The sequence below is a fragment of the Paenibacillus taichungensis genome, assembly GCF_050994985.1.
Lineage (GTDB): Bacteria > Bacillota > Bacilli > Paenibacillales > Paenibacillaceae > Paenibacillus > Paenibacillus taichungensis.
Map to the genome: position 1 here is coordinate 2,646,301 of NZ_CP194720.1, position 15,400 is coordinate 2,661,700.

15 protein-coding genes are annotated in these 15,400 nt (G+C 42.7%); 3 read left to right on the plus strand and 12 right to left on the minus strand.

The window, feature by feature from the left end:
- Window positions 1-6 precede the first annotated feature (6 nt).
- The 3 genes from ACR1R9_RS11905 to ACR1R9_RS11915 all read right to left on the minus strand — a co-directional run bounded on the left by ACR1R9_RS11905 (window position 7) and on the right by ACR1R9_RS11915 (window position 3,231).
- On the minus strand, window positions 7-1,008 hold the full coding sequence (locus tag ACR1R9_RS11905) for an NADP-dependent oxidoreductase (protein ID WP_099854044.1): 1,002 nt from the start codon (window positions 1,006-1,008) through the stop codon (window positions 7-9).
- Between the two features lie 203 nt (window positions 1,009-1,211).
- A complete protein-coding gene (locus tag ACR1R9_RS11910; protein WP_433923621.1) occupies window positions 1,212-2,543 on the minus strand; it encodes a sensor histidine kinase in 1,332 nt (443 codons plus the stop codon).
- A gap of 1 nt (window position 2,544) precedes the next feature.
- Window positions 2,545-3,231, minus strand: coding sequence for a response regulator transcription factor (locus tag ACR1R9_RS11915; RefSeq protein WP_076288593.1), 687 nt, complete (start codon window positions 3,229-3,231; stop codon window positions 2,545-2,547).
- Window positions 3,232-3,408: 177 nt separating this feature from the next.
- Between ACR1R9_RS11915 and ACR1R9_RS11920 the strand changes: the two genes are divergently transcribed.
- Window positions 3,409-4,443: a DJ-1/PfpI family protein gene (locus ACR1R9_RS11920; protein WP_076288592.1), complete on the plus strand. Its 1,035-nt coding sequence runs from the start codon at window positions 3,409-3,411 to the stop codon at window positions 4,441-4,443.
- A 49-nt stretch (window positions 4,444-4,492) separates the two neighbouring features.
- On the plus strand, window positions 4,493-5,134 hold the full coding sequence (locus tag ACR1R9_RS11925; protein WP_433923620.1) for a DUF2306 domain-containing protein: 642 nt from the start codon (window positions 4,493-4,495) through the stop codon (window positions 5,132-5,134).
- Window positions 5,135-5,200: 66 nt separating this feature from the next.
- Here the strand turns inward: ACR1R9_RS11925 and ACR1R9_RS11930 are convergent, their stop codons facing one another.
- The 4 genes from ACR1R9_RS11930 to ACR1R9_RS11945 all read right to left on the minus strand — a co-directional run bounded on the left by ACR1R9_RS11930 (window position 5,201) and on the right by ACR1R9_RS11945 (window position 8,726).
- A complete protein-coding gene (locus ACR1R9_RS11930; protein WP_433923619.1) occupies window positions 5,201-6,052 on the minus strand; it encodes a metallophosphoesterase in 852 nt (283 codons plus the stop codon).
- Window positions 6,049-7,239 (minus strand): glycoside hydrolase family 5 protein, encoded by a 1,191-nt coding sequence (locus ACR1R9_RS11935; RefSeq protein ID WP_433923724.1) that lies wholly within the window; start codon window positions 7,237-7,239, stop codon window positions 6,049-6,051. The genes ACR1R9_RS11930 and ACR1R9_RS11935 overlap by 4 nt, the downstream gene beginning before the upstream one ends.
- 192 nt (window positions 7,240-7,431) lie before the next feature.
- A complete protein-coding gene (gene csaA / locus ACR1R9_RS11940) occupies window positions 7,432-7,764 on the minus strand; it encodes a chaperone CsaA (protein ID WP_076288588.1) in 333 nt (110 codons plus the stop codon).
- Between the two features lie 53 nt (window positions 7,765-7,817).
- On the minus strand, window positions 7,818-8,726 hold the full coding sequence (locus ACR1R9_RS11945; protein ID WP_433923618.1) for a DMT family transporter: 909 nt from the start codon (window positions 8,724-8,726) through the stop codon (window positions 7,818-7,820).
- Between the two features lie 155 nt (window positions 8,727-8,881).
- Here ACR1R9_RS11945 and ACR1R9_RS11950 point away from each other — a divergent pair, with 155 nt between their 5' ends.
- Window positions 8,882-9,787, plus strand: a complete 906-nt coding sequence (locus ACR1R9_RS11950; protein WP_099854058.1) for an AraC family transcriptional regulator — start codon at window positions 8,882-8,884, stop codon at window positions 9,785-9,787.
- 66 nt (window positions 9,788-9,853) lie between these two features.
- Here the strand turns inward: ACR1R9_RS11950 and ACR1R9_RS11955 are convergent, their stop codons facing one another.
- The 5 genes from ACR1R9_RS11955 to ACR1R9_RS11975 all read right to left on the minus strand — a co-directional run bounded on the left by ACR1R9_RS11955 (window position 9,854) and on the right by ACR1R9_RS11975 (window position 15,323).
- Complete coding sequence (locus ACR1R9_RS11955; protein ID WP_433923617.1) at window positions 9,854-10,846, minus strand: aldo/keto reductase; 993 nt, start codon at window positions 10,844-10,846, stop codon at window positions 9,854-9,856.
- Between the two features lie 227 nt (window positions 10,847-11,073).
- Window positions 11,074-11,982 carry a helix-turn-helix domain-containing protein gene (locus tag ACR1R9_RS11960; protein ID WP_433923616.1) on the minus strand — a complete coding sequence of 303 codons (909 nt, stop codon included), beginning with the start codon at window positions 11,980-11,982 and terminating at the stop codon, window positions 11,074-11,076.
- A gap of 198 nt (window positions 11,983-12,180) precedes the next feature.
- Complete coding sequence (locus ACR1R9_RS11965) at window positions 12,181-13,179, minus strand: LacI family DNA-binding transcriptional regulator (RefSeq protein WP_326065540.1); 999 nt, start codon at window positions 13,177-13,179, stop codon at window positions 12,181-12,183.
- A 136-nt stretch (window positions 13,180-13,315) separates the two neighbouring features.
- On the minus strand, window positions 13,316-14,302 hold the full coding sequence (locus ACR1R9_RS11970; RefSeq protein ID WP_433923615.1) for a Gfo/Idh/MocA family protein: 987 nt from the start codon (window positions 14,300-14,302) through the stop codon (window positions 13,316-13,318).
- Window position 14,303: 1 nt separating this feature from the next.
- A complete protein-coding gene (locus ACR1R9_RS11975) occupies window positions 14,304-15,323 on the minus strand; it encodes a Gfo/Idh/MocA family oxidoreductase (RefSeq protein WP_076288581.1) in 1,020 nt (339 codons plus the stop codon).
- Window positions 15,324-15,400 lie beyond the last annotated feature (77 nt).

Consider the following 15,400-nt stretch of genomic DNA (forward strand, 5'->3'; position numbering starts at 1 on the left):
AACACTTCACTTCATTTTAACGATGACCTTTCCCTTGGCACTTCCACCTTCAAGATACTGAAATGCTTGCCCAACATCCTTGAAATCATAAACCTTATCAATCACTGGTTTAATGAGACCTTCCTCCAAGTAACCCTTTATTCGCTCTAATTGCATCCCGCTTGGTTTCATAAACAGAAAATGATATTTTGCTTGGTTTTTCTTCTCAAGAGTTGTTATCTTATGGCTCACAATCGATAGCAGTGTGGTCTTTAACCAGCCTAAGTTGGCTTCTCGCCCGAATCTCGCGTTCGGCAAACCGGAAATAGATACTATTTTCCCATTCGGCTTAAGTACTTGGAAGGATTTTTCCAGCACCTCGCCTCCTATCGTGTCATACACCGCATCATATCCCGACAGTATTTCTTCAAAATTTTCTTTACGATAATTGATAATACGATCGGCACCAAGGGATTGGACCAATGCGTAACCTCTATCGCTGGCAGTAGTAGCAACATAAGCTCCCATTAATTTGGCCAACTGGATGGCGAACGTGCCAACCCCTCCTGAGCCTGCGTGAATCAAAATTTTTTGGCCTTTCTGAAGGTTCAAAATATCGTAAAAGGCTTGATATGTCGTAAGACCGACCAGTGGTATGGATGCTGCTTCTTCAAAATTTAAGTTTTGGGGCTTCAGCGCGATGTCTTCTTCATGGACAGCAATGTATTCAGCCAAAGTTCCAATTCTGTCTTTACGAGGTCTTCCATATACCTCATCTCCAGGTTTATAAGCGTTTACCTGTTTACCCACCTTGACCACAACACCGGAAAAATCATTTCCAAGGATCAATGGCATCTTGTAATTCAGCAGGAGCTTTACCTTCCCCTCCTTTATTTTAAAATCAATCGGATTTAAGCTTGCTGCATGGATTTCCACCAATACATCATGATCTCCGATTTGAGGAATAGGCATTTCTTTCTGTATCAAGGGAACATTCTTCCCGTATTTCTCAATTACCATGGCTTGCATTTAAATCACTCCATTACGTTCAAGAGTTTAAACATATGAACATATTATATCTAACACGTTAACAAATCAAGCATAATATCGTGATATCCAGACTGGAAGCTGGGATAAGGCTTACCTCTCTTCCAGTCTGAAGTCAAAATCCATCATAATACGCGTTAAATAACATACCCTAATCTTAGGAGACAAGGACCGCTCAAATCTTTTTAATTCGGGTCAGTTAGCGGTAAACATCCTGTCAGAACTGCTCCACCGTCAGGGTGGTTACTTACCATAAGTTCGCCTCCATGTTGCTTCATCATTCGTTGTGAGATCGTTAATCCTAATCCACTGCCTCCAGTTGCACGACTTCGAGACGTTTCCCCACGATACAAAGGTTCAAAAACGCGCTCTAATTCTTCGAAAGAGAAACCAGGTCCAGTATCACGGATTGTAAACCTGATTTTCTTGCCGTCTTTACAGCATCGGACTGTTATTGCGCCACCTGATGGCGTATATCTAACGGCATTCTCCAATATATTGTTCATCGCACGCTCCAATACATACGAATCTCCGTTAATAAAACAACCGTCAGTTAATTGGTTTAAGATAGAAATATGTTTCTGCTCAGCTTGTGGACTCACACTCTCTATCGACCTTCGGAGGATCTGTGTTAAATCTAGCGTTCTTGTGTTAAGTTCACTTTCCAAGTACTCCATTTTTGTAAAAGTGAAGAGGTCCTCAACCAATCGATCCAACTGAGCGGATTTCTCTTTGCATACGGCAATATATCGGGTGACCTTCTCCGGTGACTGAGCTATTCCTTGTTCCAATCCATCCAAATACCCCCTCAAGGCAAACAGCGGTGTGCGTAAATCATGTGCAACGGCTGCGGTGACAAATCTGCGTTCTTCCTCAAGCTCCACTTGTTTACGGTGGGATTGTTCAAGCCCCTTCACCATAACTTCGAATCCATCACGGACTTCGGCAATTTCCGTGATTCTGGATTTAGGTAATTGGACTTCCCAATGTCCTGCTGCAATTTTTCTGGCCGCCTTGCTCATTTTCTCAAGAGGTTTAAGAAGGAATCTTCTCATTTCAACTCCAACCACAAAGAAAGAAAGCAGCAGTCCGAAAAATGCAGCAATCATTGGAACTCCGTTGGATTTAGGCAAATAAAGAACAACCCTCCCCAGCAATTCCCCATCCTTTATGACAGAGAACTGTTCGGTCGACGAGAATCGACTGTGACGCTTCGGGCTGGAACGATATATTTCCGAATTGGACGCAGATTCAATCTCCACATCCATCTTTGCTTTGCTCAACTCAGTATGAAGTTCGTTTTGCCAACCGGTATCCGTCCATTTATCCGTACCAACTTCAATCATGTGGATCATCTCAGTGAGATGTCTTTGCAGCGTTTCATTTTGCTGTTGGCTTGTAGAGATGCTAAACGACTGAGTGTCCATAAAGTGAGCCGTGACAAAAAAGATCCAAGGTAATGTAAGCAACAAGAATAAACAAAGCATAGTAAATGTACGAATACGGAGTTTTCTCATGTTACACTCCCTCAAAACGGTATCCTACTCCCCACACGTTGATGAGGAATTGTGGATGGTTTGGATCGGATTCAATTTTTTCGCGAAGCCGGCTAAGATGTACCCGAATGGTATGCCTGTCGCCTACACCTTCCCAAAACTTTGCAAGCAGTTGTTCGTAGGAGAAAACCTGCCTCGGGTGCTCCGCAAATAATCGCAACAACTCATATTCTTTAGGTGTAAGCTCGACTTTTCCCCCTTCGACCAGGACTTCTCTTGCAGTCAGATTTAACTGGATACGTCCATAATCCAATATCTTCCTTTCCATGGGTTGCCTGGAAGTAGTGCGCCGTAACACGGCTTTCACTCTGGCAACAATTTCCCCAGGCGAAGCCGTTTTGACGATATAATCATCTCCTCCGAGCGTAAGGCCACGGATCTTGTCCACATCATCACTGCGAGCACTCAAGAAAAGGATTGGAACATTGCTGTCCCCTCGAATTCGACGGCATAGCTCAAATCCGTTTTGTCCCGGCATCATAATGTCCAGTACAATGCAATCTATGGAATGCTGTTGCAGTATGGCCCAAGCTTGTTCCGTATCACAAGCAGTCTTTACGTGAAATTGGTCATTCTCTAGAAAGTCCCTTAATAGCTCGACGATGCTCTGATCATCATCTACAACAAGTATCGTATGATACATACTCATGCTTATCCCACCTCTGCCATCTAGTTTATCATTTTTTCTTCCTTTACCAAGTCGAGACTAAATTCTGTGATGATTTGTTTATCGTTTTGTGACCTTTTTAGGACTTCCTTTGAGATATTCGTTTGTTACGATTCTAACTGTGAGTACAGACGACTTAAAGATAAGGGGATGGATGAAATGTTAACTGTTCAAATCGTGTTATTTGATGGCTTCGACCTATTGGATGCCGTTGCACCTTACGAAGTATTTTGCGCCGCTTCCATGCATACCGACAACGCCGTAAGAGTAGAGATGGTCACGGCTGAAGGTCCAAGACCAGTGACTAGTGGTATGAATGGTTTGACAATTGAAGCGAGCAACACTCTTGACCCGGAACGTGGGGGTATCATACTTGTGCCTGGTGCAGCCGGTAATGTTGAAGGAGATGGTCCAGACTCGATTCCTGCCATTCTTGGTAAAGCCATGAATACGGAATTGACTACAATGATCAAGACAGCTCTCGACCACAAAGACATCTTAGTCGCTACAGTCTGCGGTGGTTCCCTCTTGTTAGCTATGGGAGGACTCCTGGAAGGAAGATCTGCTGTAACACATCGTTTGGGTATGGATTTACTTGGTGCGACTGGGGCAATTCCTGTCCCGGCACGCGTAGTGGATGATGGTAATCTGGTTACTGGCGGCGGTGTGACCTCGGGGCTTGATGTTGCGTTGTATCTGGTCGAACGTGAACTGGGACCACGTATCGCACACGAGATAGAGCAGTTGTTTGAGTATGAGCGTAGAGGAACCGTTTGGAGAGCAAAGGGCATTGCGCCCACCACTCACAAGTCGTTGACGGACAACGAACCGAACATTGTAATGAATCAAACGGTAGTGACCTCTGGCATACTGCTTAATGAGAACACTCAGACAACCGTCTTTAATGGGAATTGGGACACAACAATCGCTACACCTGTCGGTAAACTGGAGGTCAAACTCTACATAAAGACAATTTCTGGTGTGATTCAGGGCACGGCAACACAAGGTAACGAAACAATCCCATTTATGAACCCTGTACTCTGCGACAACAAGTTGACCTGGAGCCTGTCAATTACTAAACCTATGCGTTTGAATCTGAAATTCGAAGTTGCCGTGGATGGAGATAAAATGAATGGAATCGCTAAGGCTGGCCTTCTTCCTGCTTCCAAATTAACAGGAAAACGAATAAACTAGCCTGGTTAGCTATGTGCACAAAAAAGAGTTTCGGGGGTTGTAGTTTGATATGAAGAAACGAGGAACGTTATACGGATGGCTGGCCTGCGTCAGTATTTTCTTTATTGTGTATGCTCTAGTGAAGAACTATTGGATAGACCCTGAAGCTTCAAGCTTTTTAAGCCATAAGACCGGTTCGAAGCGTGAGCTTCATCTTCCGATCTGGCTGAATGTCATGTACGTTCATGTTGCGTTTGCATGTTTGGCCATGGCGTCTGGATTACTCAACTTCTCTAATCGGATTTTTGAAAAGAGCCGCAGGTTCCACCGTATAAATGGTTATGTTTACATTGTGTCCGTAGCGCTTGTTGTACTGACTTCCGGTTATATGGCCCCTTACGCTACTGGAGGGAAAATAGGCAGTATCGGTTTCAATGCGCTTAATATCATCTGGCTATTCATTACGATTACTGCTCTCATTCAAATTAAACAGAAACGAATGGTTCAACACCGGAACTGGATGATTCGAAGTTATGCCTTTTGCTTCACGAACATGTTGATTCACCTCATCACTTCCCTTTTTCATCTGGGATTCGGGTTGGCTTATGTTACAAGCTACACTGTAAGTATTTATGGCTCTATTGCTTTGCTGCTAGTTATTCCAGAATTCATCATCAGAATGAACTTCAAATCAAGAACAGCCCCCGAATAATTTTTCGGAGGCTGTTCTGCATTCTAGGTTGCATCTGCCGTGAATAGTAGCTTTACTTAGTTAACATCAGCTTACAGCGGCAGTCAAACGAATCACGGTTAACTCGGGTTTTGCGAAGAAGCGCAGAGGCATTCGGGTGGTTCCGATTCCTCGATTGACATATAGCTTTAGCGGCTTGCTTTTGCCTTGCAAGGAGTATAGTCCTGCGACATATTTGTGAGCTAATGCAGTTGTAATAAGCGGTTTGATCAAAGGAATTCTGACTTGCCCACCATGGCTATGGCCGGACAGTTGCAGGTCAATCTGATATGCGCTCAATTGGTCCGCAACATCCGGTTCATGGACGAGTAGCAGGTTGAAATCCTGTTTACGGAGCGATTGCAGCGTACGCTTAACTTGCGGCTTTCCAAGCAAAAAATCATCGAGTCCGGCTATGTTTATTTTATCCCCTGTAGCAGTACGGATCGCGTGTACCTCATTGACCAATACGGTAACCCCCGCGTCCTGCATGTATTGCTTATACTTTTGGCTTCCTCCTCCCCCCCTGTCGTGATTTCCGTAAACCGCATATTTTCCGAGAGGTGCATTTATTTTCGCTAATACTCGTTGTGCTTTCTTTCTATTATCTGAGCCAAAGCGTGTGTAATGATCCATTAAATCTCCAGTAAACACTACGATATCTGGCTTCAGACGATTCATACGATCAACTAAGGATTGAAGCTGATCCACCGAATAATCGGAACCCAAGTGGGTGTCAGAAAATTGCACGATTTGAATTCCATTCATAGATACTGGCACGAATTCATTGACGATATCCAGGCGAGTTACTGCCAGAGCTTTAGGTTCAATCTCCCTTGCATAACAGCCGATCCCTAATAGAACAAGCACTAATGCAATGGTGATCTTTATCCATTTCACTTCGTCAGGCTTTCCTTGATCTCATTCCAAATCGGATTGTCTACCGTACCGCGTAATGGCTGCTCTCCTTTTTCTATGGCATCCCAATACTTCCAGTTGGGCTTCTCACTGCCTAGTTCATAGTCCATCCCATCCCAGGTATCTTCACGAAATGCATAGAAGGCCCAATGCCATCCGTATTCATTAAAGATTGATATCAGATCCGACATGTAGCGTTCTGCACCTTGAACCATTCGGTTCGTTCCGAATTCGGAAGCTATAATCCGGTTCGCAGGTATGTTATGATCAGAAGCCCACTTGGCGACAGGCTCGACAAATTGTTTCAGAGTCTGACGGTTAAACTCTTTTTCCGTCTCATCATCTCCAACCTTTACGCTCCCCGGATAAGAATACGTAAATCCTTTTTTCTTGTTCTGGCTTGTCATCTCATAAGGCTCATACATATGAAAAGCATACAACACGTTAGGATCATTAATCGGTTTCAGATACGTAAAGGCCCAAGGTGTTGCGTAGAGCCCCGAATCCAAAATGATGGGAGTTGTCTGGTCTACCGTCCTGATCTCTTTGGTTATCGTGTCATAGAGTGAATTCAGATCAGCTGCGGTATGTTCCACTTTGGCATACCAATCGGAATAATCCTGCGTCCAGAAGTCATGAAAGCCCGTACCCGTTTCCGGATGAGGTTCATTAATCAGGTTATAGCCGATGACGGCAGGATGATTTTTCAATCGTGCTGCAAGATCTTTCCAAAACTGAGCAGCCTGCTTGTGATATTCAGTATCATTCCAGATCCGATCATCATTCTTGGCCCCGTTAAACTGCCGCCAGCGATCTCCCGGTAAGCTAAGCACTGTAATAATCACTTTCATCCCTTTAGCCTCGGCGGCGTCCAGATCCGCTTTGAGTCGGGCAAAATCCGCTTCCACGATACCTACGTACTTATCCGAGCTGCCTATCAAAAAATCTGCGTTGATATTGGCATCTGGCTTGTCGTTAAACAAAAAATCTCGATCCTTACTCCACTTATCGGGCGCAAGCCGGACGAACTCTATGCCCTGTTCCTTGGCTGCTCCATAGTTATCAGGAAGAGATGTGGAGTTCATAAAATTGGTCCCTTTTCGCTGTTCATTCCAGTAGCTCATTTTCTCCGAAGGAACAGCCTGCTTCTCCTCCTGACTGCTGTTCATCCCTGAAATCTCCAATGGCTTTGGAGAAGCAGAGTTAGAACTGCATCCAGCTAGTGCAACCAAAATGGCCGCCGAGAGTAAAACATTTCTTCCGATTGGCCAACTCGATTTGGCTGATATTTTCTTCATGATCAATCACCTCGATAGCCATCTTACCCGTTGTCTGTTACGCCAATATGACAAAACGAGCTATTATCCAATCGGAGTTCCATCGGGCAGTTTGATATCTGGTTTTAACAGAACGACATCCCCTTTTTCGGGTATTCCTCCCAGAACCAATACTTCTGATTTGAACCCGGCTATCCGGCGCGGCGGAAAGTTGACTATCCCTATGACTTGTTTACCGATCAATTTCTCGGCTGCATATCTTTTAGTAATTTGTGCACTAGACTTTTTTATTCCAATCTCTTCTCCAAAATCAATCTCAAGTTTGATCGCAGGTACTTTCGCTTCTGCAAAAAACTCAGCTTTTGTAACGGTTCCGATACGGATATCCAGTTTCAAAAAATCATCAATGGTAGCCATATATATATTCTCCTCTTCTACTTGTCTTATAGTTGTAGTTGTGTAAATTCACGTCAAGTTCGAACTTCAGAAACGGTGTATCGCCAGGATTTTGCCCAAAAATATACCCCCATGCCGAGTACAGTCATCATCCCGCCTATAAACTGAAACAGAGAGATGGTCTCTCCCAGAAATACAAAGGCGAGTATGATCGCAAGAACAGGCTCTCCAATAATGCCTACAGAAAGCGTCGTTGCGCCTAAAGATTTCAATAATAGATTAATAAGAAATTGTCCAAAAATGGTTGGGATTATGGCAAGCAACAAGAAATACATCCAATCTGAAGTGTTATATCCGGTCAGGGAGATATGATTAAATAGACTGTAGATAAGCAAGACACTCCCCGCAAGAAAGAAGACAATAATGCTGTACACATTTGCATCGATTTTATGACTGACTTTTTGTCCAGCAAGCATATATGCCGAAACCGCGATGGTACCCAATAAAGATAATCCATCTCCGATCAACGCCTCTCTAGATACTCCGATGTCACCCCATGCGATAATAACTGACCCTGCAAGAGCTGTGACCAGACATAGAATCGTAACCATGTTTGCTCGTTCCTTGAAGATGAAGTATGACCCGACCATTACAAATAAGGGCTGCAACGATAAAATGACCATGGAACTTGCAACGGAGGTATGCACCAGTGACTCCATCCAGAATAAGAAATGTAACCCGAGAAAGAATCCGGCTAAAAATACAACACTCCAATCTTTTTTGCTCATCTTAAAGTTTCGAAGACTTTTCCAAGGAACAAAAGGAAGCATTAGTATTACGGTTATGAACAATCTGTACATCCCAGCTACAGAGGTTGGTGTCTCTGAGGACTTTATTAATATGGAAGAAATGGAGATGGACAAAATGCTGATAAAAAGCAACAGGTACGGATGAGGCGGATACAACGATTTATTCATTTTCATACTTACTCCTTCAACATGTTCTATCCAAATTCTGTGCACAGGATTAAGGTGATAAAACAAAGATTGGATATAATAATATCATCGTTAATATTTTAATTGTGTAATAATATCGCTATATTATATATAAATATCACCATTCGAAAGGACGCATTTAAATGTCAAAGCAGCTTCACGAGACGATTCTTTTCCCTGATGCTTCATTTCCTTACATTATGTACACAGCTAATTCTGAGAAAATTATTCCTGAAGGTAGAGGATTTAATGACTTGCATTGGCATGAAGAACTACAGATTACATTGGTTACTCAAGGAAGGTTGGTTATACAGGTAAACGGTGTTGATCATGAGTTATTAGCTGGTCAAGCTATCCTAATTAATAAAGGAGTCTTGCATGTTACAACACATCTGACCCACAACGGTCAATATGTGAGTTTTAATTTCCCTGAAAAGCTGTTAGCCTTCTACGCAGATAGTGCCATGGAGAAAAATTATGTCTTACCTTATACAGACTCTTCACTGGTGTCGCTGGTAATCAAGGGCGATGTAGAATGGCAACAGATTGTGCTAGATATGTTATGGGATATGAAAAAGAGATTTGATATGACAAAAAAATGGGGTTGGGAATATGAGGTTTCGATCAAAACCGTACAATTGTGGTTAATTTTGATTCATAATATTACGCTTTCCTCCGAGGAGGCGCCCAAATATGTAAAGCTTCAGCAAGAGCGCCTTCAACTCATGCTCAGCTTTATCCATCAGCAGTATTCAACGAATATCACACTGCAAGAAATTGCTGATACAGCACATCTGAGCATCTCGGAGTGCACCCGGAGTTTTAAGAAGACCATTCATATGACACCGTATGATTACTTAATTAAGTACCGGATCAAAAAGAGCATGGAGCTATTAATTTCAACCGATTATACAGTAACTGAAATAGCTCATAGGGTTGGTTTTAACCATGTAAATAACTTCATTCAGTCTTTCAAAAAACATCAAAACCAAACGCCTAAGAGTTTTCGGAACTCGAGTAATGAGATCAAACAACAAAGAAAGAATTAGTCTGTTTTCTATGTTGTTCTGTTCAAAAAAACCAATCCGTTTTCCGGATTGGTTTTTCTTCTTACATTACTTAAATCCAACATTAAGTCCATATACCGGATGAGGCACATACGGCTCTTCCAAGAAAGCCATTTCTTCTGATGTTAACGCAATCGATATAGCTTCAGCTGCATTTTCGAGATGGGATGTCTTCGTAGCACCAATAATCGGAGCTGTAACCGGATTCTTGTGCAGCAACCAGGCAAGAGCGATTTGTACCCGGGGAACGCCGCGATTTTCTGCGATTTCTGCAACCCGCTCTACTACCAATTGATCGGTGCTGGCTGTCGCATCGTATTTGGCCTTTTGAACCTGATCCGTTTCGGAACGTTGTGTTGTTTCCTGCCAATCTCTGGTCAACCGACCAGAAGCAAGTGGGCTGTAAGGAATTACTCCGATTTTCTCTTCCTGACAAAGAGGTATCATTTCCCTTTCCTCTTCACGGTAAATTAGGTTATAGTGGTTCTGCATCGATACAAAGCGAGTCCATCCATTTCTCTCGGCGACATACAAAGCCTTTTGGAATTGCCATGCTGACATGGCAGAAGCACCAATATATCTTGCCTTCCCTGCCTTCACCACATCATGTAATGCTTCCATGGTCTCTTCAATAGGGGTATGGTTGTCCCAGCGGTGAATTTGATATAGATCCACATAGTCCGTTCCCAGCCTCTTGAGGCTCTTGTCGATCTCACTCATAATTGCCTTTCGAGAAAGTCCGGCGCCATTCGGACCGTCATGCATGCGGGAAAACACTTTTGTTGCAAGGACAATTTCATCTCGATTAGCGTAGTCCTTAAGAGCCCGACCGAGAATCTCCTCACTTGTTCCGCCAGCATATACGTTTGCTGTATCAAAGAAATTAATGCCTAGCTCCAACGCTTTCTGAATGACGGGACGACTATTCTCTTCATTTAACACCCATTGATGAAAACCACGTCCTAGTTCACCAAATCCCATGCAGCCAAGGCAAAGCCGAGATACATCCATGCCTGTATTTCCTAATTTCACATATTCCATTGGTTAATCCTCCTCGACATTTAGGTTGAGACAACGTTGTAACGCATGTGTCAAGAATAACAAGAAAATAGATGCATTTCTTTGCTGCTAAGCTCATTGGATTTGTTTATTTAGCTCATTTGTCTCGAATAAGGAAAAAGCGTTTCACGATATTTTATCGCGAAGCGCTTTACACAAAAGTTGCACATAGTCACTTGTTATTAGAGTATGGACAGAATATGCTGGCCCTATTTAATCTTTTCCTCGCTTCGTTTGCATTGCTGTCTAAACTCCGAGGGCGGAAGCCCGAACTGTAGCTTAAACACTTTGGAAAAATGGGCAACGTTTTCGAAACCTGTTGAGAAACAGACGTCGGTGACGGACAGAGACGTCTCGGCCAATAGTTTCTTGGCTTTGTCCAGCCTCTGATTACGAATCCACTTCAAGGGTGAAGTGTGGTATAGCGTCTGAAAATCCCTCTTGAAGGTAGACAGGCTCCTGCCGGACAAATAAGCCAAATCGCTTATGGAGATGGGATTCGTGATATTCTCCTCCATTATTTTGCCGAAGGTACTGTTTTGATTATGATTCGGTTGCAGTAGTTGATGTAAGAATTGTTCATTGGCTTGCGCCAGATGAAACAGAAGTTCCATGAATTTAAGCCGGACAAGTCCATCTTGTACCTTGTCTGGATGTTCGAAATAGGGTTTCAATGACGCTATATAAGAGCGAGTGAGTTCATTGACCGGAATAATGGACACCGGAGTGATTTGATTCACACAACTTGTCTGTTTGAAGCCAGAAAACTGAACAAACTCTTCGAGCATACTTTCATTCAGGAAAAACATCATATAATCCAGCATAAATTCAGAGCCGGGTTCACCCGACTTTATGTAATCAATACGAATCGATTTGTGAAGAAACACCATTTCATCACTGCGCACAGTGTACTCCTGATCCTTGAATCGGACCGTATACACACCCGATATAACGAACAACAACATGTGATCTTTCAGAAAAAATGAACCTGTTGTCCCCTGTGTATGCAAACAGAATTGAATAACGGATAACCCATTCTGTTTTAAGCTTCCTTGCTTGTCTGGTGCACGTTCCATCTCTTGTGGTGCCTTGATTATCTTTCCGTTTCTCATGGACATGGATAGTCCCGCCTTTTTAGCTTTTAATAATAGAATAACAGGAAACGGAAATCAATGTTTTTGGAATGATATCCATTTGAATGAGACGATAAACCTTTTTTACAGTCTCAGAAGATCTAAGAGGATAATTTCTTATGAAAAGAAAAACAGCCCGTGATTAGGGCTTAAGGGTGTTCATTGAAAATGTATGTGCACTCATCATTCAGAAAGGATCATCTGCGAAACAGAGTCTCGCTCGACACACTGTATATTGATCCTATAAGTAGACTCAACAGCTTCTCCTTTTAACATTTGAATGAGTACATGTCCAGCAAAGGAGCCTGCATCTGTTTTGGGTTGTCGAAAAGTCGTAAGAGGCGGATTTAAGTATTCGGTTACATGTATGTTATCAAATCCAATAATGGATAGATCTTCGGGTATGGAAACCTGGTGTTCTTTAAATGCCTCTAAGCCACCAATGGCCATTTCATCATTCGCAAAAAAGACTGCCGTTGGAAGCTCTCCCTCCATTAGCAACTTGGCTGCGTTGTAGCCACCAGTTTTCAGAAATTGGCCGCCAAGTCTCCAATTCTCATTTTCTTCCACCCCAGCTTCATGCATAGCTCTCAGATAACCCTGATATCGCATCAGATTACAATCCGAACTTAAAGGTCCACTAATGTAGGCTATTGCGCGGTGACCTTTATCCAGAAGGAAACGGGTTGCCATATAACCCCCCTGCTCATCATCCATCAGAACATTTACAATATGCTCACTATGGAGTTCCCGGTCCATCACAACAATAGGAAATCCCGTTTCAGCAGCCTGCAACAACAACTCATCTTCAATATTTTCAGCGATTACAATCACGCCGTCCAGCCTTCTCTCTCTGATAAAGCGTGCGGCTGTCGATCGCTCTCCGCCTAAAGAACTGCATACGATCAGATCATATCCCTGACTTATGGCGCTGGATTCAATTCCACTCACCAAGTCGGAAAAATAGGGGACGGACATATCATGAACAATAACACCAATCGTTTGTGTGTTTTTTCGCTTTAATTCGGATGCGGCTCCGTGCTTGATGTAATTAAGCTCACTTGCTGCTGCAAGTACTTTCTGTCTTGTGTGCTCACTTACATGTTTTTTGCCGTTGAGTACATAGGACACAGTTGAACTCGCGACACCCGCTAACTTTGCTACGTCTTTAATCGTTATCATTAAATACTCCCCAAGAAGACTGTTATTGGTTCACTGACATATAAACTTTTTATATCTTTCACCGCATTTTAACACAGTCATCTTGGGAAATGCACAAAAAGATAATACAATAATCATACTGTAATTTCAGAATATATTATCGATCAGGTCCAAATACAAGATTGGCAGATTGTTTGGCTTGTTCAATAACCTCCATCACCTTCTCGCTATGCTCAAGCATATCTGTGACTTTCTCCAAATCTTGTTCACGAATCATACGCTCGAATTCAACAAACTCGTCATACATGCGATGAGGATGATCCTTAACATCTACCCGAATCGGCGTTTCCTTATGAAGCGCAAGATCAAAGGATTCACATTTGTTGGTCGAGCTCGTCATATGGATATACCCTCTATTGCCCTGGATGTTCGTTGCATTGGGGGTTGTGCTGTCTTTGGAACCAATGCACACACACTTGAACTCACCGTAGTCCAAAAGCAACATACCTGAAGTGTCTATTCCGCGTTCCATGTTGGCCCAGTATTCCACCTTCTTCGGACTCCCGAAAAGCCCTACGACCAGATGAATATTATACAAATTAATATCCATCAAGGCTCCACCAGACATTTCCGGATTAAATGCCGGCAGCACTTCTCCAGCCTGAAAAGCCTCATAGCGGGATGAATATTGGGAATAGTTGCACTCCACAATTTTGATGTCACCCAGTTTGTGCAGATTCTCCTTCATAGACAAATAGTTCTTCAAATATTGGTTTGTGATGGCTTCGACCAACACCAGCTGTTTTTGCCCTGTAATCTCTTTAAGTTCAAGAAATTCTTGCAAATTGGAAGTGAACGGCTTCTCACAGATAACATGTTTGCCGCCCAATAACGCTTCTTTGGCATATGCATAATGAAGATGATTTGGTAGTCCGATATAGATCGTATCCACTTCATCATTTGCAATCATCTCGCTGTACTCCGAATATATTTGTGCAATACCATACTCTTCTTGCAGAGTTAGCAATTTATCCTGATGACCAGGTCTGGAACATATGGCCTCTAACGTAATCGCAGGAATTTCATGAATAAAGCTCAATAGATCCTTTACAATCATTCCAGCTCCGACAATTCCAAGTTTCATATTAGTTACACTCCTTCATACCTTTTTCCAATATTTCCATAACCGCGATCGTTTCTTTGTCTTGAATCACTTTTTCTTTGCCATGGTTGATGGCTTCATAGATATCGTCATACACTCTTGCATAATCGCCTTGTTCAGAGATTACTTTTTCTTCATGGTAGATTCCTGCGTCATCCAGATATGTCAGTACGCCATAATGTTGAGGCAAATCCTTACCAAAATCGGGATGTCCCTCAGGAAGGTAAAATAACTTCAGATGTTCCTCTTGACGATCCTCAGTTTGTTTTACGAATACTCCCTTTTTGCCGTATACTATAAAACTCGGGCGGGGCTTTAAGCGGAAAAAGCTAGATTTGACTGATACTTTCAGCGAAGCGTAATAAAAGTCCAGATCGAAATAATCATTCATTCTGCCAGGCCCCAGCAATTGACGGACATCGTAATGTATCTTGTCCGGTTGCCCGAAATAGGATAATACTTGATCAATGGTGTGAACACCGTGCCCGTATAAATAACTTTTGTATTTGGAAAAATGGGTGGTAGCATTCGGGATCTCCGGTCGATAATAATCGTAATGCATCTCCACTTCCAGCAAATCGCCAAGCTTTCCTGACTCAATCACTTTCTTAGTCGTCAGAAAATCCGAATCATATCGTCGGTTCTGATAACATTGAATCAAGAGATTTTTTTCTTTGGCGTATTGGAAAATGGATTCGGCTTCTTCCTTGGTCAGCATAAAAGGTTTTTCAACAAGTACATGCTTTCCGTGATCGAGTGCCTTCTTTGCATACTCATAATGAGATTCGGTGTGTGTACATACCACTACTAACTGAATGTCATCGTCATTCATAAAAGCTGCAAGATCATCTGTATACAGAACACCAGGAACTTTCTCCCACTCCGTTTTCTCCGGATGACGGGCGTATATCGTTTTTACTTTCAAATGATCCCGATTCAATGAAAAAGGAAGATGATAACGATTTGTACTTTTGCCATTGCCAATGTAACCGATGGTTAACATATGAATTCCCCCTTAGGCTCTTTTTTGTTTATTATAGAAGAAGAAAATCCTCCGGAGGAGCTTTGAAGAAATTACGG

Bases quoted from the DNA above. Each gene is read 5' to 3' on its own strand.
- ACR1R9_RS11960 (WP_433923616.1), bottom strand. From the start codon at position 11,982: ATGTCCATGAGAAACGGAAAGATAATCAAGGCACCACAAGAGATGGAA.
- csaA (WP_076288588.1), bottom strand. From the start codon at position 7,764: ATGGCTACCATTGATGATTTTTTGAAACTGGATATCCGTATCGGAACC.
- ACR1R9_RS11965 (WP_326065540.1), bottom strand. From the start codon at position 13,179: ATGATAACGATTAAAGACGTAGCAAAGTTAGCGGGTGTCGCGAGTTCA.
- ACR1R9_RS11955 (WP_433923617.1), bottom strand. From the start codon at position 10,846: ATGGAATATGTGAAATTAGGAAATACAGGCATGGATGTATCTCGGCTT.
- ACR1R9_RS11970 (WP_433923615.1), bottom strand. From the start codon at position 14,302: ATGAAACTTGGAATTGTCGGAGCTGGAATGATTGTAAAGGATCTATTG.
- ACR1R9_RS11935 (WP_433923724.1), bottom strand. From the start codon at position 7,239: ATGAACAGCAGTCAGGAGGAGAAGCAGGCTGTTCCTTCGGAGAAAATG.
- ACR1R9_RS11975 (WP_076288581.1), bottom strand. From the start codon at position 15,323: ATGTTAACCATCGGTTACATTGGCAATGGCAAAAGTACAAATCGTTAT.
- ACR1R9_RS11910 (WP_433923621.1), bottom strand. From the start codon at position 2,543: ATGAGAAAACTCCGTATTCGTACATTTACTATGCTTTGTTTATTCTTG.
- ACR1R9_RS11950 (WP_099854058.1), top strand. From the start codon at position 8,882: ATGTCAAAGCAGCTTCACGAGACGATTCTTTTCCCTGATGCTTCATTT.
- ACR1R9_RS11905 (WP_099854044.1), bottom strand. From the start codon at position 1,008: ATGCAAGCCATGGTAATTGAGAAATACGGGAAGAATGTTCCCTTGATA.
- ACR1R9_RS11945 (WP_433923618.1), bottom strand. From the start codon at position 8,726: ATGAAAATGAATAAATCGTTGTATCCGCCTCATCCGTACCTGTTGCTT.
- ACR1R9_RS11920 (WP_076288592.1), top strand. From the start codon at position 3,409: ATGTTAACTGTTCAAATCGTGTTATTTGATGGCTTCGACCTATTGGAT.
- ACR1R9_RS11915 (WP_076288593.1), bottom strand. From the start codon at position 3,231: ATGAGTATGTATCATACGATACTTGTTGTAGATGATGATCAGAGCATC.
- ACR1R9_RS11925 (WP_433923620.1), top strand. From the start codon at position 4,493: ATGAAGAAACGAGGAACGTTATACGGATGGCTGGCCTGCGTCAGTATT.